The sequence below is a fragment of the Nocardia sp. A7 genome (genome assembly GCF_046549215.1).
GTDB lineage: Bacteria > Actinomycetota > Actinomycetes > Mycobacteriales > Mycobacteriaceae > Nocardia.
The window spans coordinates 129,093-148,961 of record NZ_JAJPWE010000002.1; the positions used below are offsets into that span (position 1 = coordinate 129,093).

Genomic DNA, 19,869 nt, shown 5'->3' on the forward strand with positions numbered 1-19,869 from the left:
CCCGATGACCACCACACCACTGGACACCCTCGACTTCGACGGTGAACCCTTCGACGTTCTCGCCTGGTCGCTGGCACTGGAGCCGACCACCAGCCCCACCCCAGCACCGGCACCCTCGCCCGGTGGACCGGCATCAACAGCGCACCCGCACACACCGCCGCTGCCGGCGGCGTCCGCGCCGGACTCGCACGGATCGGTGTCCCACCAGCCCACCGCTCAGGTACCTGCGGTGCAGCAGCCCCCCGTGCCGGTCCACGCGCCCCAACAGTTCACCGCGCCGATTCCCGCAGGCGACCCCATTGCCGCTCTGCTGCACGAGGTTCGGTCCGAGCTGGTCGCCGCGCACCTGTCGGCGATGGACGTACAGACCGCATTGCAGCTGCGAGCACTCGACACCCTCGGCCAGCACGAGCAGGACGCCGGGCCCATCCCGGAGTCCGCACCCGCGCCGACCACCTGGTCCGAACAGTCCTTCGCGGTCATGGTGGATTACGCACCCACCACCGGCCTCACCGTCTCCGCCGCACCGGGCCACCCGGTGGTCTTCGAGCTCCCGCCACCGGCAACCACCATGAACGCCTTCAAGTTCCTCGCCCGCACACCGATCACGGCCCTGGACGGCACCGCCCTCGCCGCCCTGGGCCGGGGCGACGTGGCAGCCGTCTTCGGCCCGGCCTACGACCAGGAAGGCGTCAACCCCGACATCCGACTGACCGACGGCGCGCACGGAAACCTCACCGAGGTGCTCGAGATCGCCGGCCGCGCAGGACCATGGGCCAGAGGACAACTGCGGGCGAGCTGCCGACTCGACGGCCCTGACCTGCTCACCGCGGCGACGGAGGTCGCCTGGCAGGCGGCCCAGGTCTTCGCCCTGCGCGCGGGCATGCACCTGTGCCTGGCAGGTGCCCGATTCCAGGCGGGTGAGCCCATGGAAGTGAGCATGTCCGCGCCGCTGACAGGTCACGCGGAACTGATCGCCGACGTGGTCCAGATCGACCTGCTCCCGCGCCCCTGGCTGCGGATCAATGCCGAAATCCGGTGCGCGGGAACAGTCGTGGCACGCGTCCACGGCCTCACCCTGGAGATCAGGGAGGAGCAGGGACTGCCGATCGGCCCCGATGCGGGCGGCGAGATTCCCCGATTCCTCGGCCGTCGCAACGCCTTCGGGCAGCGTGCCCTGCTCGGTGAGTTCCATATGACCCACAGCGCCCGCGGCGATCTGGGCATCGCACTCGGCCCGGAATTCTCGGCCTACGCGGGCCGGCGGGCCACGCGCATGCCCAACCACGGACTGCAGCTCTGTGACCGGGTCATGGCCGTGGACGGACGGCGAGGCCAGCTCGACAAGGCCAGCTCGCGCACCGAGTACGACTCACCCGCCGACTCCTGGTACTACGCCGAGTCGGCCGATGCCTCCATGCCCAACATCGTCTACATGGAGACCTCCCTGCAGTCGGCGCTGCTGCTCGGCTACTTCCTCGGCGCCACCCTCACCTCGCCCCGGGAGGATTTCAGCCTGCGCAATCTCGACGGCTCCGCGACCGTCCTGCGCGAGGTGGATCTGCGGGACAAGACGATTCAGCAGACCAGCACACTGGTCGACACCACCGTTCTGATCGGCGTTGTGCTGCAGGCCTTCACCTACGAACTCTCGGTGGACGGCGAACCGTTCTACCGGGGAGAGTCCCTGTTCGGGTTCTTCAACGCCCCGGCGCTGGCGAACCAGAACGGCCTCGACAACGGTGAATTCGTGCCAACCTGGCTCGACAGCCAGCAGCAACGCCCGGCCGTTCGCGTGATCGACGTGGCCGCGCGACGAGCGTCGGGCACCGGCCTCCCGGCCGCGACCGGGCATCTGGCGATGCTCGACCGCATCGAAACCGTCGACAACGCAGGAGCGTTCGGACTCGGCTACCTGCGCGCCACCCGAGCGGTCAGTGCCGACGACTGGTTCTTCGATTATCACTTCTACCTCGACCCCGTGATGCCGGGATCGCTCGGCGTCGAGGCGGTGATCCAGGCGATGCAGGAGTGGGCGATCGACACCGGCCTCGCCGCCGAGCTGGTCGCGCCGGAGTTCGTGCTCCCGGTCGGGGTGGCACTGGCGTGGCGCTATCGCGGGCAGATCCTGGCCGCCGACGAGCTGATGACACTCGAGGTGCACATCAAGAGCGTCGAACGGCGGCGCGGCCGGATCCGGGTGATCGCCGACGCGAGCGTCTGGAAACCGCACATGCGGATCTACGAACTCACCGATGTCGCCGTGGAGTTGCGCGATGCCGACGCCCAACCCTGGTGACGGGCAGGGGCATCTGGCTACCGCCACGGATGCCACGCCCTCGTCGATCAGGTGGCTGCCGGTCCTGATGCTGGCGCTCGGCGCGTTCTGCGCCGGCACCGACAACTATCTCGTCGCCGGGGTACTCGGCCCGATGGCGGCCGACCTGCACGTGTCGGTCGCGGCCGCCGGGCTCTTCGTCACGGGATACTCCCTGGCCTACGCCCTCGCCGCGCCTGTCGTGGTCACGGTGCTGCGGGTGCGCTCGCCACGGCACCTGCTGCTCGCGGCGATCGGGCTGTTCGTGGCCGTCAATCTGCTTGCCGCAGTGGCGTGGTCGCCCTGGGTGATGGCCGTGGCCCGCATCGCGGCCGGGTGCCTCGCGGGGATCTATGTCCCCCTCGCGGCCGCGGCGGCAGCGGGGATGGCCACGGCGGACCGGCGCGGACGAGCGCTGGCGGTCATCCTCGGTGGCATCTCCATCGCCACCGTGGCCGGTGTGCCGCTCGGGGTGTGGGTCGCGGGGCTGTCGTCGTGGCGGATGGCGTTCGTCGCCGTCGCCGTGGTGGCGCTGATCACGACGGTCGGTGTCGCACTGACTGTTCCGGCCGGTGACAGCACGCCGGTGGTGTCGCTGCGGCAGCGACTCGCGCCCTTGCGCCACCCACCGGTGTGGCTGGGACTCGCCGTGACCATCGCGGGCATGACCGCGGGATTGATGATCTTCACCTACGTCGGCCCGATCTATGCCGAGGTCCCGGCCGTGGGCGCCGACTATGTCGGCGCGCTGATCATGGCGCACGGAGTCGGGGCGATCTTCGGGCTGTGGGGTGGCAGCGTGCTGGTCGACCGATTCGGCGCGCGGCCGGTACTTCTCGGCGCGTTGACGATCTTCACCGCGAACCTGGCCTGGCAGCCGATCGCCGCGCACACCCTGGCGACCACCCTCGTGTTCGTCACGGTGTGGGGTGTGGTCGGCTGGGCCTTCCTGCCTGCCCAGCAGCACAGCATGATCGCCGACTCGTCCCCCGAACAGGCACCGATGCTGTTGTCGCTCAACGGTTCGGCGATGTATCTCGGGGCGGCATTCGGCTCGGCGATCGGCGGAGCCGTCATCACGGTCTTCGGTGCCGATCGAATCTGGATGTTCGCCACCGGCTTCGGCGCGATCAGTGTCGCGCTGTCGCTGGTCCGTCATAAACAATTCCGATCCGTCGATCAGCAAATGTCACACACCGTCGCCGACCGTTGAAAACACGGTTACGGTAATAATGTTCAGCCCGGTTTCTCTACCGCTGAGGTGAATTCAACAATGAATCCCGATCCGCGCAGAAAAACGATCAGCAGTCCCTACATTCACCGACTGCAACGACGTCACTTCCTGCTGTTCGATATTCTTCCGATCATCGGCACGGTCGTCGCTTTTGCCTTCCTTTTGGTCCGGCCCTTCGGTTGGCTGGAATTCGCCCTGCTCTTCACGATGTGGCTGCTCACCGGTCTCGGTGTGACGGTCGGCTACCACCGGTTGTTCACCCACCGCACGTTCAAGGCGGCGCCGTGGGTGTCGGGGGTACTCGCGATCCTCGGTTCGATGGCAGGCCAGGGCCCGGTCATCTCCTGGGTCGCCCTGCACCGGCGCCACCACGAATACAGCGATCGCGAAGGCGACCCGCACTCGCCCAACCTCGCCGGTGGTGGCCTGCGTGGAGCCCTGATCGGCCTGGCCCACTCACATTTCCTGTGGATGCGCCGCCACGAATACCCGAATGTGGTGCACTACGCGCCCGACCTGATCAAGGACCGTGGCCTGGTCCGCATCGCCCGCCTCTACTACTACTGGGTGGCGCTCGGGCTGCTGATCCCGACCGTGATCGGCGGCCTGGTCTCGATGAGCTGGACCGGCGCGGTAGCCGGCCTGCTGTGGGGCGGCCTGGTGCGCATCTTCGTCCTCGAACACATTGTCTGGGCGATCAATTCGTTCCTGCACATGTTCGGCACCCGCAACTACGAATCCCGCGAGAACAGCCACAACGGTGGCGTATTCGCCCTGGCGACGCTGGGGGAGTCGTGGCACAACAATCACCACGCCTTTCCCGAGTCACCCTCGTTCGGGTTGGACTGGTATCGGCTCGACCCCGGTTTCTGGCTCATCCGAACACTGGCATTCTGCGGTCTCGCCTGGGACCTGAAAATGCCGTCCGAGCAACGCATGGCAGCCAAGCGAATCTAAGGAATTCTCACCGTGGATACGAGTAAAGAAGCCATTGTCACCTGGTGCCAGGAATACCTCGCGGGTCTGCTCGAGGTACCGGCCGCCACCATCGACCCGGCCACCGATTTCGACCGCCTCGGCATCGACTCGGCGCTTGCCGTCGCGCTGCTGATCGAGGTCGAGGACCGCTACGGTGTCGACCTGGCGCCCGAGGACCTGTTCGACAACCCGAACCTCAACGCCGTCGCCGCCTACCTGCACGAGCAGAGCCGGCGGAGTGTGGGGTAGCGATGTCGGTCCATACCGAGCGGTCCTCCGCGGCCGCCGCAGCGATCCGTCACCACTACGACGCGGGTAACGACTTCTATCGCCTCTGGCTCGACGAGTCGTTGACCTACTCCTGCGCCTTGCGGGAAAAGCCCGACGACACACTGGAACTCGCCCAGGATCACAAGCTGCGATTCCACCTGGACGCGATCGACGCCGAGCACGCCGCGACCGTCCTCGACATCGGTTGCGGGTGGGGCGCGATCCTCGAGCGGCTGGCCCGCGCCGGGGTGTCCAGGTCGGTCGGGCTGACGCTCAGTCCCGAGCAGGCCGAGTTCGTCCGATCGCGCGCGTACCCCGGCGTCGAAGTGCGAACCGAGAACTGGCTGCACTACGAGCCGGACACCCGCTTCGACGGCATCATCTCGATCGGTGCCTTCGAACACTTCGCCACCCCCTACGATTCACCGGACCAGAAGATCGGGGTGTACCGGGAGTTCTTCACGCGGTGCCGCGACTGGCTCGAGCCCGACGGCACGCTGTCGCTGCAGACCATCGCCTACGCGAACATGTCCCGCGAACAGGCCAGCGCCTTCATGCAGCAGGAGATCTTCCCCGACGCCGACCTGCCGACCCTGGCCGAGATCACCGCCGCGGCCGAGGGCCTGTTCGAGGTGCGCTCGATCAGCAACGGGCGCCTCGACTATGCCTGGACGTGTGAGCAGTGGGCGCGCAGGCTGCGGGCCCACCGTGCCGAAGCCACCGAGATCGTCGGCGCCGACGTGGTCGCCCGCTACGAGCGTTATCTGAAACTGTCGGCGCTCGGCTTCCGGATGGGCAAGATCGGCCTGCTGCGGCTCGTGCTGGTGCCCTACCGCACCGGGTTCTTCACTGACCGCCGTGTGCGGTCGGCATGACCACGCCCGATTCCGCCGCGCCGACCAGGACGCGGGTCCGGTTCAACCCGTTCAGTGCCGAATTCCGGCACGACCCGTATCCGCTCTACCAGCAGTTGCGCGAGGCCGAACCGGTGCACCGGACTCTCGGGATGTGGGTGCTCACCCGGCATGCCGAGGTCCGTGGGGTGCTGCACGACCGCTCGTTCAGCGCAGGCCTGATCCCCAGTCTGGTGACGAGGCAGGCCGAACGGCTCGGCCACTGTAGCGTCGCCCAGATCGAACGCCTCGGACGCAAGTCGTTGGTGTTCACCGACAATCCCGATCACGCCCGGCTGCGCGGACTGGTGAACCGGGTGTTCACCGCCCGGTCGGTGGCGTCGCTGCGACCGCTGGTGACCAGGGTCGCCGGCGACCTGATGGAGCGGGCCTGGCGCGACGGTGGTCTCGATGTCATCGCCGACCTGGCCGCGCCGCTACCGGTGGCCGTGCTGTGCGAGTGGATGGATCTGCCCGAGGAGTTGCGCGCGCGAGTCGGGCCGTGGACCCACGACATCCGCTTCCTGCTCGAACCCGGGATGATGAAGTCCGGGGATTTCGCGCGGGTCTGCGCGGTGGTCGAGGAGTTCGCCGCGGCCATCGATGCCGTGTTGCCCGAGCGGCGAGCCCGGCCCGGCACCGATCTGGTCAGCCAGTTGCTCGCCGCCCGAACCGCGGGCGGCGATGTGCTCACCGACGAGGAAGTGGTCTTCGTCTGCATCATGTGCTTCGTCGCGGGCAACGAGACCACCAAATCGCTGATCGGCAACGGGACGCTCGCCCTGCTGCGCCACCCCGAGCAGGCCGCGCTGCTGCGTCGCGGACCCGAATCGGTCGAGGCGGCGGTCACCGAGGCGCTGCGCTACGACCCGCCCCTGCAGTTGACCAAACGCCTTGCCACCCGCGACATCCGGCTCGACGGTGCCCCGATCTCGGCAGGCGAGCAGATCCTGGTGTGTCTCGGCGCGGCCAACCGCGACCCCGCAGTCTTCGCCAGGCCCGACGAATTCGACCTCACCCGCACCGGCGGCGGACATCTCGGCTTCGGCCACGGCATGCACGGCTGCCTCGGCGGACTGCTCGCCGAACTGCAGGCCCAGGTCGCCTTCGAGTACCTGTTCGTCCGGTCGGAAAGCCTGGAACCACGGCCGACGGAACTCGAGTGGCAGGACCACAGTTTCATCGTGCGCGGCTTGAAAAGCCTTCCCGTCGATGTGCGGCGGGCACGATGACGGGCACCGGACTGGTCAAATCGTGGTTGCGCAGCGACGCCGAACCGGCGGCGGTGCGGCTGGTGTGTATCCCGCACGCGGGCGCCGGGGCATCGTCGTTCAACCGCTGGCCGGACCTGTTCGGACCCGGGATCGGGGTCGTTCGGGTCCAGCTCCCCGGTCGCGAGGACGTCGCCCAACACCCGCCGCTACACCGGGTCGGCGAAGCGGTCGACGAATTGGCCTGCCAGATAACACAATCGGGCGATACGCCGGTAGCGCTCTACGGTCACAGCATGGGCGCGCTGATCGCCTATGAGCTGGCTCGCGCGCTGACCGTAGCGGGCCGGCCACCGGTTCACCTGTTCGCGTCCGGTCGCAGGTCACCACACCTGGCGGCCAGCCGCGCGGTCCTGCATCGCCTGCCCGACAACGACTTCGCCGCCGCACTGGCCGCGATGGATGCCTGGGGTGCGGCGGGCCGCAACGCGAGTTTCCTGCGGTACGCGCTGCCGCTGACCCGGGCGGACCTGGAGTTGTCGGAGGAGTACACCCACCGGCCCCAACCCCGGCTCAGCTGCCCGATCACGACGTTCTACGGCACCGAGGACCCGATCGCCGATCCGGACGAGGTGTGGGCGTGGGGTTCGCTGACCGACGGCCCGTTCGCCACACACGAGTTCAGCGGTGATCACCTGTTCCACCATCGACATCGCGCGGCTGTCGCGGCGATCATGACCGCCGCCCTGACCTGAGGACCGACGTGCAGCTACTTCCCGACATTCTCGCGCGTCGCGCCGTCGACGAGCCCGACCGCATCGCCTACATCTTCCTCGACGACAACGGCGCCGAGCACACCACCACGACCTATCGCGAACTCCACGAACAGGCGATGGCGGTAGCGGGACTGCTGCGCTCGCGATGCGAACCGGGCGACCGTGCGCTGCTGGTCTTTCCACAGTGCGTCGAATTCATCACCGCCTACTTCGGTTGCCTCTACGCGAACATCGTCGCGGTGCCGGTGAATCCGCCGCGGCGTGGCAAGGTTCAGGACGCGACCCGCGCCATCGTCGGCGACTGCTCACCCACGGCCGTGCTGACGATCGAGGGACTGCTCGAGACACTGCGACCGGTGCTCGAGCCGCTCTGCACCGCACGGCAGTGGCTGGCCGTCGACGAGTTGCCCACCGGGGATACCGCTTTCACCCGAACGAATACCGACCCCGACTCCGTGGCGTTCCTGCAGTACACCTCCGGCTCGACCTCCGCGCCCAAGGGTGTCATGGTGACGCATCGAAACCTCGTCGCCAACGAGGAGATGATCCGGCACAGTTTCGGCCACGACCGGGACTCGACCGTCGTCGGCTGGGCGCCCTTCTTCCACGATCAGGGCCTGATCGGCAATGTGCTGCAACCGGTGTACGTCGGCGCGACCTGCATCCAGATGTCGCCGACCACCTTCATTCGGCGGCCGCTGAGGTGGCTCGAGGCCATCTCGCACTATCGCGCGCACACCAGCGGCGGCCCGAACTTCGCCTTCGACGCCTGCGTCGCGCGCGCCGCGGCCGGGGAACTGCCCGACCTCGACCTGAGTTCCTGGAAGGTCGCTTTCAACGGTGCCGAGCCGATCCGGGCCGAGACCTTGGACAGGTTCGCGAAAACCTTTGCCCCACTGGGGTTCAGCGCCCAGACGGTGTTCCCGTGCTACGGCCTCGCGGAGGCGACCCTGTTGGTGTCGGCGAGCGGAAAAGGGCGCGGCCCGCGAGTGCTCGATGCCGATATCGACGCGCTCGCCGATCGACGCTACATCCCGGCCGCGGCGGATCAGGGTCGCACACTAGTCGGCTCGGGGTCGGTACTTCCGGGCGAGGAACTGCGCATCGTCGACCCGGACACCGCAACCCTCTGCCCACCGGATCGGGCAGGTGAGATCTGGGTAGCGGGCGACCATGTCGCCCAAGGCTATTGGCAACTGCCCGCAGCGACGGCCGAAACCTTCCACGCCCGCTGCGCCGACGATCCCGAGCGCACCTACCTGCGCACCGGCGACCTGGGCCTGCTCATCGACGGTGAACTGTATGTGGTGGGCCGTCTCAAGGACATCATCATCCTGCGTGGTCGCAACTACTACCCGCACGACATCGAACACACCGTGCAGCGTGCGCATCCGGCACTGCGCCCCGGCAGCGGCGCGGCCTTCGCGGTGCCGGGACGCGACGGCGAGAAGCTCGTCGTCGTCCAGGAGATCAAGCGCGATGCCGAAGCCGACGCCGACGACATCACCGGCGCCATCCGCGCGGCGGTGTTGCAGGAACACGAACTCGCCGTCGCGGACGTGGTGCTGGCCGCGCCGGACACGGTGCAGAAGACGAGCAGCGGAAAAATCATGCGATCAGCGGCAAGAAAGCGGTACCTGCAATGAGCACCGAGACCTTCGTCTTCGACCCCACCGCACCGGGATTCGCCGACGACCCCTATCCCCACTACGCCCAGCTCCGCGCCGCGGGACCCGCGCAGGAACACCCGCTCGGATTCTGGATCATCTCCCGGCACGCCGACGTGGCCGCCCTGCAGCGCTCGTCGCACTCCGTCGACGAACAGCACCTGCGGCACCTGCCCGCGTGGAAGAGCGGCAGCACCGAGGTCCGCAAAGAGAGCCGGGTGATGGGTGGGCTGTCGATGCTGGATCAGGACCCGCCCGACCACACCCGGCTCCGGCGGCTGGTCTCGAAGGCCTTCACGCCCCGGTCCATCGAATCGCTGCAGCCGCGCGTCGAGGAGCTGGTCGAGCAGGCGCTGGCCCGCATCGCCGAGCGGGGCACCGCGGATGTCATTGCCGAGCTGGCCTTTCCGCTGCCCTTCACCATCATCTCGGAAATGCTCGGCATCCCGGTGGGTGAGCACACCCGGCTGCGCGAACTCACCGAAATCGTCGTGCTGGTGTTCGAGCCCTTCGCGAGCCCCGAGACCCAGGCCCGGATCCGGGAAGCCAACCAGGAACTGTTCGCGATGGTCCGCGAACTGATCCGCTGGAAGCGCGCCACTCCCGGCGACGACCTGCTCACCGCGCTGATCGGTGCCGAGGACAACGGCGACATGCTCGGCGAAGACGAGCTGATCTCGCAGGTGATGTTCCTCTACATCGCGGGCCACGAGACCACGGTGACCCACCTCGGCAGCGGAATCCTGTCGCTGCTGCGCCATCCCGACCAGGCGCGACGCTTGCGGACCGAGCCCGATCTGGCAGCCGGTGCCGTCGACGAGCTGATGCGTTTCGACACCCCCGTGCACCTGATGCGCCGGATCACCATCGCGCCCTTGCGCGTCGGCGAACACGAGATCCCGGCGGGCAGCTGGGTGATCGGCGCACTGGCCGCCGCCAACCGGGATCCGGAATTCTGGGGCGCCGACGCCGACGAACTGCGCCTCGACCGACCGAACGCGCACCAGAACGTCTCGCTGGGCGCGGGCATCCACCACTGCCTCGGCGCCGCCCTCGTCCGGATGGAGGCCCGGATCGTGTTCCCGCGCTTCGTGACCCGCTTTCCCGAGGCCACGGTGGTCGATCAGACCTGGAACGGCCGGATCAACCTGCGCGGCCTCGCGACGCTGACAATCTCGGTGTAGCGCTCAGCGCGGCTCTCGGCGGGCACCAGAACCGTAGGCCGGTGCGAACCTGACCGCGCCGATTCGCATCGCATATTCCGATCTGTCCATCGCATTTCCCGATCGAATCGACCTCATCAGCGCCCTGACCTGCGCAAACAGTCGCAATCATGTTCGGCGAGAACGGATTTCGGGATGGGCGGTGTCCGGCACCGAATACCGTGGAACAACGTTTGCGGGTAGGTGCTGCGAAAAGATGAGAACGGGGATTGTGATGACACACGGTGCGACTTCGTCGATGGGCCGGGAACTGCCGTTGCGCGGTGCGGTGAACGCGCGGGATCTGGGTGGGTTGACAACGGTGGACGGGCGGCAGGTGCGCCGCCTGCGGGTATTCCGGTCGGACATGTTGACCGGGCTGGACGCCGCCGATGTGTCGTTCCTGCTGAGCGAGTGCGGTCTGCGCACCATCGTCGACCTGCGTGCGCCGGGCGAGATCGTCACGGACGGAACAGGTTCGATGGCCGACGCCGTCGCCGATTACCGCAACCTGCACGTCTACGGCGCCGACCGGGTGCGGCTCGACCTCACCGAGGTCTCGCCCGACGGGAGCATGTTCGACCGGTACTGCGAATACCTCGAGCACAGCAGCGAGACCATCGCCGCCGTGCTCAGCCTGCTCGCCACCCCTGGCCAGTTGCCCGCGCTGATCCACTGCGCCGCGGGCAAGGATCGCACCGGGGTGGTGATCGCTCTGCTGCTCGCCGTCGCCGGGGTGCGTGCGGACGACATCATCGCCGACTACGCCGCCACCACCCCGAACATCGCGGCGCTGCGGGCTCGCGGCGGACGGACGACGGACGCGGGCGACCGGCTCCCCGCCTGGGTCTTCGCCGCCGACGCGATCACCATGCGCCACTTCCTGACCCACCTGGACACCGAGCACGGCGGGCCCGCCGCCTGGGCGGCCCGCGCCGGCCTCGACCACGCGACGCAACGACAGCTGACCGACAACCTGCTCTGTGACTGAGGTCACAGAACGACGGCGATTCCGTTCCATTTTTCCCGGAACGTTTTCTAATGCTTGGGAAGTTCTTTACTATTAACCCGACTCTGTGTCTGGGGTCCGATCTCTTCGATCAGTGCTGCAGATCCGCCTGTTCGCTCGCAGCTCAGCATCAATTGCCAGTGCATGTTCGACCGATGAACCGGGAGCTCACCCGCCCCGGCGAAGGAGAATGATGACCGACAATGATCCGGGCACCACTACCACCGCGACAGCACGCCCGCTGTCGTGCGCGCCACTGAAATCGGTTCTCCAGCAAGATCTTCCAGCGTCACTCGTGGTCTTCCTCGTCGCCCTGCCGCTATCGCTCGGCGTAGCGCTCGCCTCCGGCGCGCCGGTCGTCGCCGGGCTCATCGCCGCCGCCGTCGGCGGGGTGGTCGCCGGGTTACTCGGTGGCTCGAAGGTTCAGGTCAGTGGGCCGACCGCGAGTCTCGCCGTCGTCGTGGCCGGGGCCGTCCAGCAATTCGGTTGGGCCGCTATGTGTTTCATCACCGTCGGCGCGGGTGTGCTACAGATCCTGTTCGGGCTCAGTCGCATCGCGCGAGCCGCGCTGGGTATCGCACCGGTCGTTGTGCACGCGATGCTCGCGGGCATCGGCGTGGTGATCGCGCTGCAGCAGGTGCACGTCCTGCTCGGCGGGACGACGGTCAGCTCGCCGTGGGCGAGCATCGTCGAGCTTCCGCGTCAGGTGATGTCGGTGCAGAAGGGCGATCTGTTCATCGGGCTGCTCGTGATCACCGTGCTGATCGGATGGCAGTACCTACCGCGCCGGGTACGGGTGGTGCCCGGGCCGCTGGTCGCGGTGGTGGGGGCGACGGTGGTCTCGCTGGTGCTGCCGGTGACGGTGGAACGGGTGCGCCTGGACGGCTCGCTGCTCGACGGCATCGGGTTGCCCGCGTTGCCGCACGGCGGGTGGCTGCCGCTCGCGCTCACCATGCTCACCGTCGCCCTCATCGCCAGCGTCGAGACGCTGCTCTCCGCTGTCGCGGTCGACAAACTGCGTCCGGACCAGCGCACCGACTTCGATCGGGAACTGCTCGGTCAAGGCGCGGCGAACATGGTCTCGGGTGTGCTGGGCGGCCTGCCGATCGCGGGGGTCATCGTGCGCAGCATCACCAACGCCAACGCGGGCGCACGCAGCAGGGCGGCCACCGTGCTGCACGGTGGCTGGATCCTGCTGTTCGCGATCGCGCTGGTCGGCCTGGTCCGCCAGATTCCGACGGCGGCGCTGGCCGCGCTGCTGGTGCTGATCGGGGTGCAGCTGGTGAAGCTGGCCCACATCAAACGTGCCCGCCGCACCGGCGACCTCTACGTCTACCTGGTCACCGTGGTCGCCGTCGTCGCGCTGAACCTGTTGCAGGGCATGGTGATCGGATTGGTCGCCTCGTTCGCGCTGCTGCTGTGGCGGGTCGTGAAGTTCACCATCGCCGCGGCGCCGCGCGCCGACGGCACCTGGCTGGTGCGCATCGCGGGCACCTGCACCTTCCTGGCCGCGCCCCGGCTCACGACCGAACTGGCGAAGGTACCGGCGGGTGTGGACGTGACCGTCGAACTGAGCGTGGACTTCCTCGACCACGCGGCGTGCGAGTTGCTCTCGGACTGGGCCGACGCCCGTGAATCCGGGGGCGGCACAGTCGACTTCGTCGAACTCGGTAGCGCGCGGATGGCCCGCACCAACGACGGACCGCCCGAGCACGGCCACGCGCGCAAGGCGGCCGACGAAGCGGTCCGGCCGTGGCGGCGCAGCGGCGGCGTCGACCCGATCGCCGCGGGCATCGACGCCTACCACAGCAGGCACGCGCACCTGATGCGCCCGCACCTGGACGGGTTGCGGCACCGGCCCGACGCCGACACCTTCTTCCTGGCCTGCGCCGACGCCCGCATCATGCCCAACGTCATCACCAACAGTGGCCCCGGCGATCTGTTCACGGTGCGCAATGTCGGCAATCTGGTGCCGGTCGGCGGGTCCGACGTCTCGGTGGAAGCGGCGCTGATCTACGCGCTCGACAAGCTCGACGTGCGCTCGGTGGTGGTGTGCGGGCACAGTGGCTGCGGGGCGATGGAAGCGCTGTACCGGCAGGTGCAGGCCGGGCCGGGGCTCGACGACTGGCTGGCCAACGCCCAACCCACGTTGACGGCGTTCCATGCCGGTCACCCCGTCGCCGAGGCCGCCAGGCTGGCGGGCTTCGGTCCGATCGACCAACTCGGCATGGTGAACGTGGCCAGGCAGGTGCAGACCCTGATCGATTATCCGGCGGTGCGCAGTGGCATCAAGGAGCGCGGGGTCGCGGTGTCGGGGTTGTTCTTCGACCTGGCGACCGCGCGGGTCATCGAGATCACCGCCGACGGGATCGTCGAGTTCGACGAGGCCCGTCGCGCCGCCACCGAACCGGTGTAAAGGGGGGTGGTTGTGGGTCACACCACAGACTGCCTGCGGTTATGGCGAGACCCACTGTTTCTGCGGCACACTGGCTTTGCCAATTCTTTACCAAAAGGTTGACCAAACATCGTGATCCGGTTCGCCGTCGCACCGGCACCTCTCATCGCTCCCGCCCTTTGCTTCACCACCGCCTCGTGATGATCGGCCTCGGCCCAGTGCCGGGAGCCGGCGAAGGAGAGTCATGTCTGTCGAAAACGATCTTGCTCCGCCGCCCGCGAACAGCCCGTCGAACGAGCCGTCGCGCCCCGCGTGGCAGCAGACGCTGCTGCGCCACGATCTACCCGCCTCCATCGTGGTTTTCCTGGTGGCACTGCCCCTTTCGCTCGGCATCGCGGTCGCCTCCGGCGCGCCGATCGCCGCCGGTCTCGTCGCCGCCGTGATCGGTGGCGTGGTCGTCGGCCTGCTCGGTGGCTCGGTCCTGCAGGTCAGCGGTCCCGCCGCGGGTCTCACCGTGGTCGTCGCCGAATCCATCGCGCAATTCGGTTGGCGTGTCACGTGTTTCATTGTGGTCGCCGCCGGCGTGCTGCAGATCCTGTTCGGGCTCAGCCGAATCGCGCGTGCCGCGCTCGCCGTCGCCCCCGTGGTGGTGCACGCCATGCTGGCCGGTATCGGCGTCACCATCGCCCTGCAGCAGATCCACGTGCTGCTCGGCGGCTCCTCGCACAGCACCGCGCTGCGCAATCTGATCGAACTCCCCGGACAGCTGCTCTCGCTGCACGGTAGTGACGCGCTCGTCGGCGCCGTGGTGATCGCGGTGATGCTCGGCTGGAAGTACGTCCCACCGAAGCTGCGCGCGGTACCGGGCCCGCTGGTCGCGGTGCTGGTGGGCACCGTACTCTCGCTCGGCCTGCCCGAGGTCGAGCGGATCGCCCTGAGCGGGTCGGTCTTCGACGCGCTCGGCCTGCCGGAGCTGCCGTCGGGCAATTGGTCCGCCGTCGCCATGATGGTGCTGACCATCGCGCTGATCGCCAGCGTGGAGAGCCTGCTCTCGGCCGTCGCGGTCGACAAGATGCACACCGGTCCGCGCACCGGTTTCGATCGGGAACTCATCGGCCAGGGCACGGCCAATGTCGTCTCGGGTCTGGTCGGTGGCCTGCCGATCACCGGCGTGATCGTGCGCAGTGCCACGAATGTGCAGGCGGGCGCGCGCACCAGGGCCTCGACCATCATGCACGGACTCTGGATTCTGTTGTTCTCGGTGGCGCTGGTCGGCCTGGTGGAACAGATCCCCAAGGCCGCGCTGGCGGGGCTGCTCATCGTGATCGGTATGCAGCTGCTGAAACTTGCTCACATCCGGTTGGCCCGGCGCACCGGCGACCTGCTGGTCTATGTGGTGACCGTGCTCGCCGTGGTGTTCACCAACCTGCTCGAAGGTGTGGTCATCGGCCTGGCCCTGGCGTTCGGGCTGCTGCTGTGGCGGGTCGTGCGCGTGCAGGTGGCGGCGTCCCCGCTGCCCGACGGGCGTTGGCAGGTCCACATCGACGGCTCGTGCACCTTCCTCGCCCTGCCGAAGCTGTCGGGGGAGCTGGCGAAGGTACCCGCGGGCGTCGATGTGACGGTCGAGATGATCGTCGACTTCCTCGACCACGCCGCGTTCGATGCGATCGAGGACTGGCAGCGTCAGCACGAAAGTACCGGTGGGAGTGTCGATTTCGTCGAAATCGGGCACGCCCGGATGGCCGACACCCCGGCCGCGCCGCCGACCCGTGGCTTCGGTCGCGCCGCCATCGACGACATGCTCCGCCCGTGGCGGCACCAGAAGTCCGGCGGCGACGCGATGACGGCGGGTATCGCGGCCTTCCATCGCGGCTCCGCGCATGTGGTGCGCCCGCATCTGGACGGAATGCACCAGGACCCTGATTCGTTCTTCCTCACCTGCTCGGACTCGCGGATCGTGCCCAATGTGATCACCAACAGTGGCCCGGGTGACCTGTTCACGGTGCGCAATGTCGGCAACCTGGTCCCGATCAGCGGCGACGATTCGGTCGAAGCGGCGCTGACTTTCGCCTTGGACTCGCTCGCGGTCCGCACGGTGGTGGTGTGCGGACATTCCTCGTGCGGTGCGATGAAGGCGGTCCACTCCGCCGCCGACACCGACGGTGGGCTCGGTTCCTGGCTGCGCCACGCCGAACCGGCGCTGCAGCGGTTCCGCGCCGGTCATCCCGTCGCCGTGGCCGCCGCGGCGGCCGGGTACAGCGAGGTGGATCAGCTGAGCCTGGTCAATGTCGCCGTGCAGCTCGAGACGCTGGGGCGCAATCCCGCGGTGCGACGCGCGGTGACCGAGCGCGGGTTGGTGCTGTCGGGGCTGTTCTTCGACATCGCGGGTGCCCGGGTGCTCGAGGTGACGGTCGACGGCGTCAGCGCGATCGACGATCACGCCGGACTCGTAGTCTGGAGATCATGACCAGCGATTCGACCGCCGCCGAGCGCGTCACCGACGGCCCCGACTCCGCGCACGAGCATGCCGTCGCCGAGCCGGGGCGGTGGGACGGGGTCAAGGAGCGCGGGCGCGCCTTCCGGGAACACATCGCGCAGCGCCCTACCCTCAACCTCGGCTACCGCATCGTCGTCGGCGTGGTCGGTGGTTTGGTACTGATCATCGGGATCATCACGATTCCCTACCCCGGACCCGGCTGGGCGCTGGTGTTCGCGGGATTCGGCATCTTGGCCACCGAGTTCGTCTGGGCCCATCACACCTTGACCTGGGTGCGCGGGAAGTACCGGATCGTCATGGACTGGTACACCTCGCGCGGCTGGTTTCTCAAGGTGCTCGGCGCGGTGGCCACCTTCGCCCTCGTCCTGGTGACGTTGTGGCTGCTCGGTACGTTTTCGATGGTCGCTGGGTGGATCGGAGTCGATTGGCCATGGTTACACAGTCCCCTGATGTCGTGAGCACTGCTCCCGGCCACCTACTCACCGACCCGGCCTGGGTCGCCGCCAAGATCGACGCGATGAGTCACACCTGGGGCACCGATGTGCCCCGGGTCGCGGGCACCCTGTGGTGGTGCATGGTCGCCTCGACGCTGGTCGAGCAGATCGCCGTCGCCTACGCGGCGGGCACACCGGCTCCGGTGGCCGCGCTCGGCGAATTCGACTGTGTGGTCCGCCCGGACGGCGGTGTCGAGCACGCGGAGTTCCGCCGGGTGCCGGTCGATGCAGCCGGTCGCTCCGTGCGCTCGGATGTGGGCGGCGAGACCGGCGCGGCAGCGGCCGACGAGGTCGCGGCCGCCCTACGCGACACATTGACCGCGGTGATCTCCCAGGTCGCGGCCGTTTCCGGCGCCGGGATCCCGTCGCTGTGGGCGGTCGTCGCCGACGCTATCGGCAACCGGGCACTGGACGCGGGCTCCCCGGACGCGGCGACCAGGCTGGCGGCGGACGTGGGCCCACGCCTGCCCACACCGCGGTTCGTCACCGTGGCAGGCCGCACCTTTGTCCGCCGCGCCTCGTGTTGCCTGGTCTACGAGGCGCCCGGCCGACAGATGTGCACGAGCTGCCCGAAACGTTCGCCCGCCGATCGAGCCGAACGGCTGGCCGCTGTCCGCCTCCCCGCGAATCCGAGCCGGACTCAGGCGCGGTGAGACTTCATCACGCGGCCGACGTCAACTCGAGGGTCCGATCAGCCCGTACCCGGTGAGTTACGCATGTGCTCGAGAGATCAGACGGCAGGGTAGGCGCGGATCTCAGGGCGGCGTAACAGCTAGGATCGTGCCTGCAACCGGGTGGGACAGTCCTGCCGGGTACGACGTCGAGGAGAACATTCCCGTGACCACCTCTGCACCCATCAGTCCCGTCGCTCTCGTTCGGGTGCCGGCCGGGACTACCGCGGGCGCAGCGGTGCGGGAAGCGGGCCTGCCCACGAAGGGGCCGGAGACGGTCGTCGTCGTGCGTGATGTCGACGGTGCGCTCAAGGATCTGTCCTGGATCCCGGACGAAGATGCCGACGTCGAGCCGGTTCCCGCGAACAGCGAGGACGGGCGAAGCGTGATCCGGCACTCGGCCGCGCACGTGCTGGCGCAGGCGGTGCAGCAGGAGTTCCCCGACGCGAAACTCGGCATCGGCCCGCCGATCAAGGACGGCTTCTACTACGACTTCCAGGTCGACAAGCCCTTCACCCCCGAGGATCTGGCCAAGCTGGAATCGCGGATGAAGAAGATCGTCAAAGGCGCGCAACGCTTTTCGCGTCGCGTCGTCGAGGTCGATGACGCCCGCGTCGAGCTGGCAGGCGAGCCGTTCAAGCTGGAGCTGATCAGCGACAAGTCCGGTATCGACGATCCCGAGATCATGGAGGTCGGCGGCAACGAGCTGACGATCTATGACAACCTCGACCCGCGCACCGGCGACAAGCTGTGGGGCGACCTGTGCCGCGGCCCGCACATCCCCACCACCAAGTTCATCCCCGCCTTCAAGCTCACCCGCTCCTCGGCCGCCTACTGGCGTGGCGACCAGGACCGCGAGGATCTGCAGCGGGTGTACGGCACCGCGTGGGAATCCACCGAGGCGATGGACGCCTACCTGGAGCTCCTCGCCGAGGCCGAGCGCCGCGACCACCGCAAACTGGGCCTCGAGCTCGACCTGTTCTCCTTCCCCGACGAGCTCGGTTCGGGTCTGCCGGTGTTCCACCCCAAGGGCGGCATCATCCGCAAGGAGATGGAGGAGTACTCGCGTCAGCGCCACGTCGACGCGGGCTACGAGTTCGTCAATACCCCGCACATCACCAAGGGCGCGCTGTTCGAGACCTCCGGCCACCTGGACTGGTACCGCGACGGCATGTTCCCCGCGATGCACCTCGACGCCGAGCTCAACGAAGACGGCAGCGTACGCAAGCCCGGCCAGGACTACTACGTCAAGCCGATGAACTGCCCGATGCACAACCTGATCTTCCGCGCGCGTGGCCGCTCCTACCGTGAGCTGCCGCTGCGGATGTTCGAATTCGGCTCGGTCTACCGCTACGAGAAGTCCGGTGTGGTCCACGGCCTTACCCGGGTCCGCGGCATGACCCAGGACGACGCGCACATCTACTGCACCAAAGAGCAGATGCACGCCGAGCTCACCACGACCCTGAACTTCGTGCTGTCGCTGCTCAAGGACTACGGCCTCGACGACTTCTACCTCGAACTGTCCACCAAGGACCCGAAGAAGTTCGTCGGCTCCGACCAGCTGTGGGAAGAAGCCACCGAGACCCTGTCGAAGGTGGCCTCGGCCTCGGGCCTCGACCTCGTGCCCGATCCGGGCGGCGCCGCGTTCTACGGCCCGAAGATCTCCGTGCAGGCCAAGGACGCGCTCAGCCGCACCTGGCAGATGTCGACCATCCAGCTCGACTTCAACCTGCCCGACCGTTTCGACCTCGAATACACCTCCTCCGACGGCACCAAGCAGCGCCCGGTGATGATCCACCGCGCGCTGTTCGGCTCGATCGAACGCTTTTTCGGCGTGCTCACCGAGCATTACGCCGGCGCGTTCCCCGCCTGGCTCTCGCCGGTGCAGGTCGTCGGCATCCCGGTGGCGGAAAACTTTGCCCCGCACCTGGATTCGGTGATCGAGCGGCTGCGCGACGCAGGCGTGCGGGCCCAGGTGGACCGCAGCGACGACCGGATGCAGAAGAAGATCTTCAACCAGACCGCGCAGAAGGTGCCGTTCATGCTGCTGGCGGGCGCACGCGACGTGGAAGCGGACGCGGTGAGCTTCCGGTTCCGCGACGGCACCCAGGTCAACGGTGTGCCCGTCGCCGACGCGGTCGCGACCATCACCACCTGGGTCGCCAACCGCGAGAACGCCTCACCCACCGCCGAGGGGTTCGAGGTCGTCTCCGCGGCGGGTCGGGCATGAGCGGTCAGCGCCCGGAGGCGGTAGC

The 19,869-nt window shown here is 68.1% G+C and carries 15 protein-coding genes; all 15 read left to right on the top strand.

Annotated elements, in window-relative coordinates; all coding sequences use genetic code 11:
- Positions 1–4: 4 nt before the first annotated feature.
- The 15 genes from ACLJPD_RS12005 to thrS all read left to right on the top strand — a co-directional run bounded on the left by ACLJPD_RS12005 (position 5) and on the right by thrS (position 19,844).
- Entirely contained in the window at positions 5–2,299 is a 2,295-nt protein-coding gene (locus tag ACLJPD_RS12005) for a beta-ketoacyl synthase (protein ID WP_410872116.1), read from the top strand.
- Positions 2,277–3,530, top strand: coding sequence for an MFS transporter (locus ACLJPD_RS12010; RefSeq protein WP_410872117.1), 1,254 nt, complete (start codon positions 2,277–2,279; stop codon positions 3,528–3,530). The genes ACLJPD_RS12005 and ACLJPD_RS12010 overlap by 23 nt, the downstream gene beginning before the upstream one ends.
- Positions 3,531–3,590: 60 nt before the next feature.
- Positions 3,591–4,508 (top strand): acyl-CoA desaturase, encoded by a 918-nt coding sequence (locus tag ACLJPD_RS12015; RefSeq protein WP_410872118.1) that lies wholly within the window; start codon positions 3,591–3,593, stop codon positions 4,506–4,508.
- Positions 4,509–4,520: 12 nt separating this feature from the next.
- Positions 4,521–4,778, top strand: coding sequence for an acyl carrier protein (locus tag ACLJPD_RS12020; RefSeq protein ID WP_410872119.1), 258 nt, complete (start codon positions 4,521–4,523; stop codon positions 4,776–4,778).
- 2 nt (positions 4,779–4,780) lie between these two features.
- Positions 4,781–5,674: a class I SAM-dependent methyltransferase gene (locus ACLJPD_RS12025; protein WP_410872120.1), complete on the top strand. Its 894-nt coding sequence runs from the start codon at positions 4,781–4,783 to the stop codon at positions 5,672–5,674.
- Positions 5,671–6,924, top strand: coding sequence for a cytochrome P450 (locus tag ACLJPD_RS12030; RefSeq protein WP_410872121.1), 1,254 nt, complete (start codon positions 5,671–5,673; stop codon positions 6,922–6,924). Before ACLJPD_RS12025 ends, ACLJPD_RS12030 begins: the two co-directional genes overlap by 4 nt.
- On the top strand, positions 6,921–7,658 hold the full coding sequence (locus ACLJPD_RS12035; RefSeq protein WP_410872122.1) for a thioesterase II family protein: 738 nt from the start codon (positions 6,921–6,923) through the stop codon (positions 7,656–7,658). Before ACLJPD_RS12030 ends, ACLJPD_RS12035 begins: the two co-directional genes overlap by 4 nt.
- 8 nt (positions 7,659–7,666) lie before the next feature.
- Positions 7,667–9,325, top strand: a complete 1,659-nt coding sequence (locus ACLJPD_RS12040) for a fatty acyl-AMP ligase (protein ID WP_410872123.1) — start codon at positions 7,667–7,669, stop codon at positions 9,323–9,325.
- Positions 9,322–10,530, top strand: a complete 1,209-nt coding sequence (locus ACLJPD_RS12045; protein ID WP_410872124.1) for a cytochrome P450 — start codon at positions 9,322–9,324, stop codon at positions 10,528–10,530. The genes ACLJPD_RS12040 and ACLJPD_RS12045 overlap by 4 nt, the downstream gene beginning before the upstream one ends.
- Before the next feature lie 235 nt (positions 10,531–10,765).
- On the top strand, positions 10,766–11,539 hold the full coding sequence (locus tag ACLJPD_RS12050) for a tyrosine-protein phosphatase (protein ID WP_410872125.1): 774 nt from the start codon (positions 10,766–10,768) through the stop codon (positions 11,537–11,539).
- Positions 11,540–11,747: 208 nt separating this feature from the next.
- Complete coding sequence (locus ACLJPD_RS12055; RefSeq protein WP_410872126.1) at positions 11,748–13,973, top strand: SulP family inorganic anion transporter; 2,226 nt, start codon at positions 11,748–11,750, stop codon at positions 13,971–13,973.
- A gap of 223 nt (positions 13,974–14,196) precedes the next feature.
- Positions 14,197–16,419, top strand: a complete 2,223-nt coding sequence (locus tag ACLJPD_RS12060; protein ID WP_410872127.1) for a SulP family inorganic anion transporter — start codon at positions 14,197–14,199, stop codon at positions 16,417–16,419.
- Positions 16,416–16,907, top strand: a complete 492-nt coding sequence (locus ACLJPD_RS12065; protein WP_410872128.1) for a TIGR02611 family protein — start codon at positions 16,416–16,418, stop codon at positions 16,905–16,907. Before ACLJPD_RS12060 ends, ACLJPD_RS12065 begins: the two co-directional genes overlap by 4 nt.
- Positions 16,904–17,596 (top strand): (2Fe-2S)-binding protein, encoded by a 693-nt coding sequence (locus ACLJPD_RS12070; RefSeq protein ID WP_410872129.1) that lies wholly within the window; start codon positions 16,904–16,906, stop codon positions 17,594–17,596. Before ACLJPD_RS12065 ends, ACLJPD_RS12070 begins: the two co-directional genes overlap by 4 nt.
- A 184-nt stretch (positions 17,597–17,780) precedes the next feature.
- Positions 17,781–19,844 (top strand): threonine--tRNA ligase, encoded by a 2,064-nt coding sequence (thrS, locus tag ACLJPD_RS12075; RefSeq protein WP_410872130.1) that lies wholly within the window; start codon positions 17,781–17,783, stop codon positions 19,842–19,844.
- The last annotated feature ends 25 nt before the right edge of the window (positions 19,845–19,869 follow it).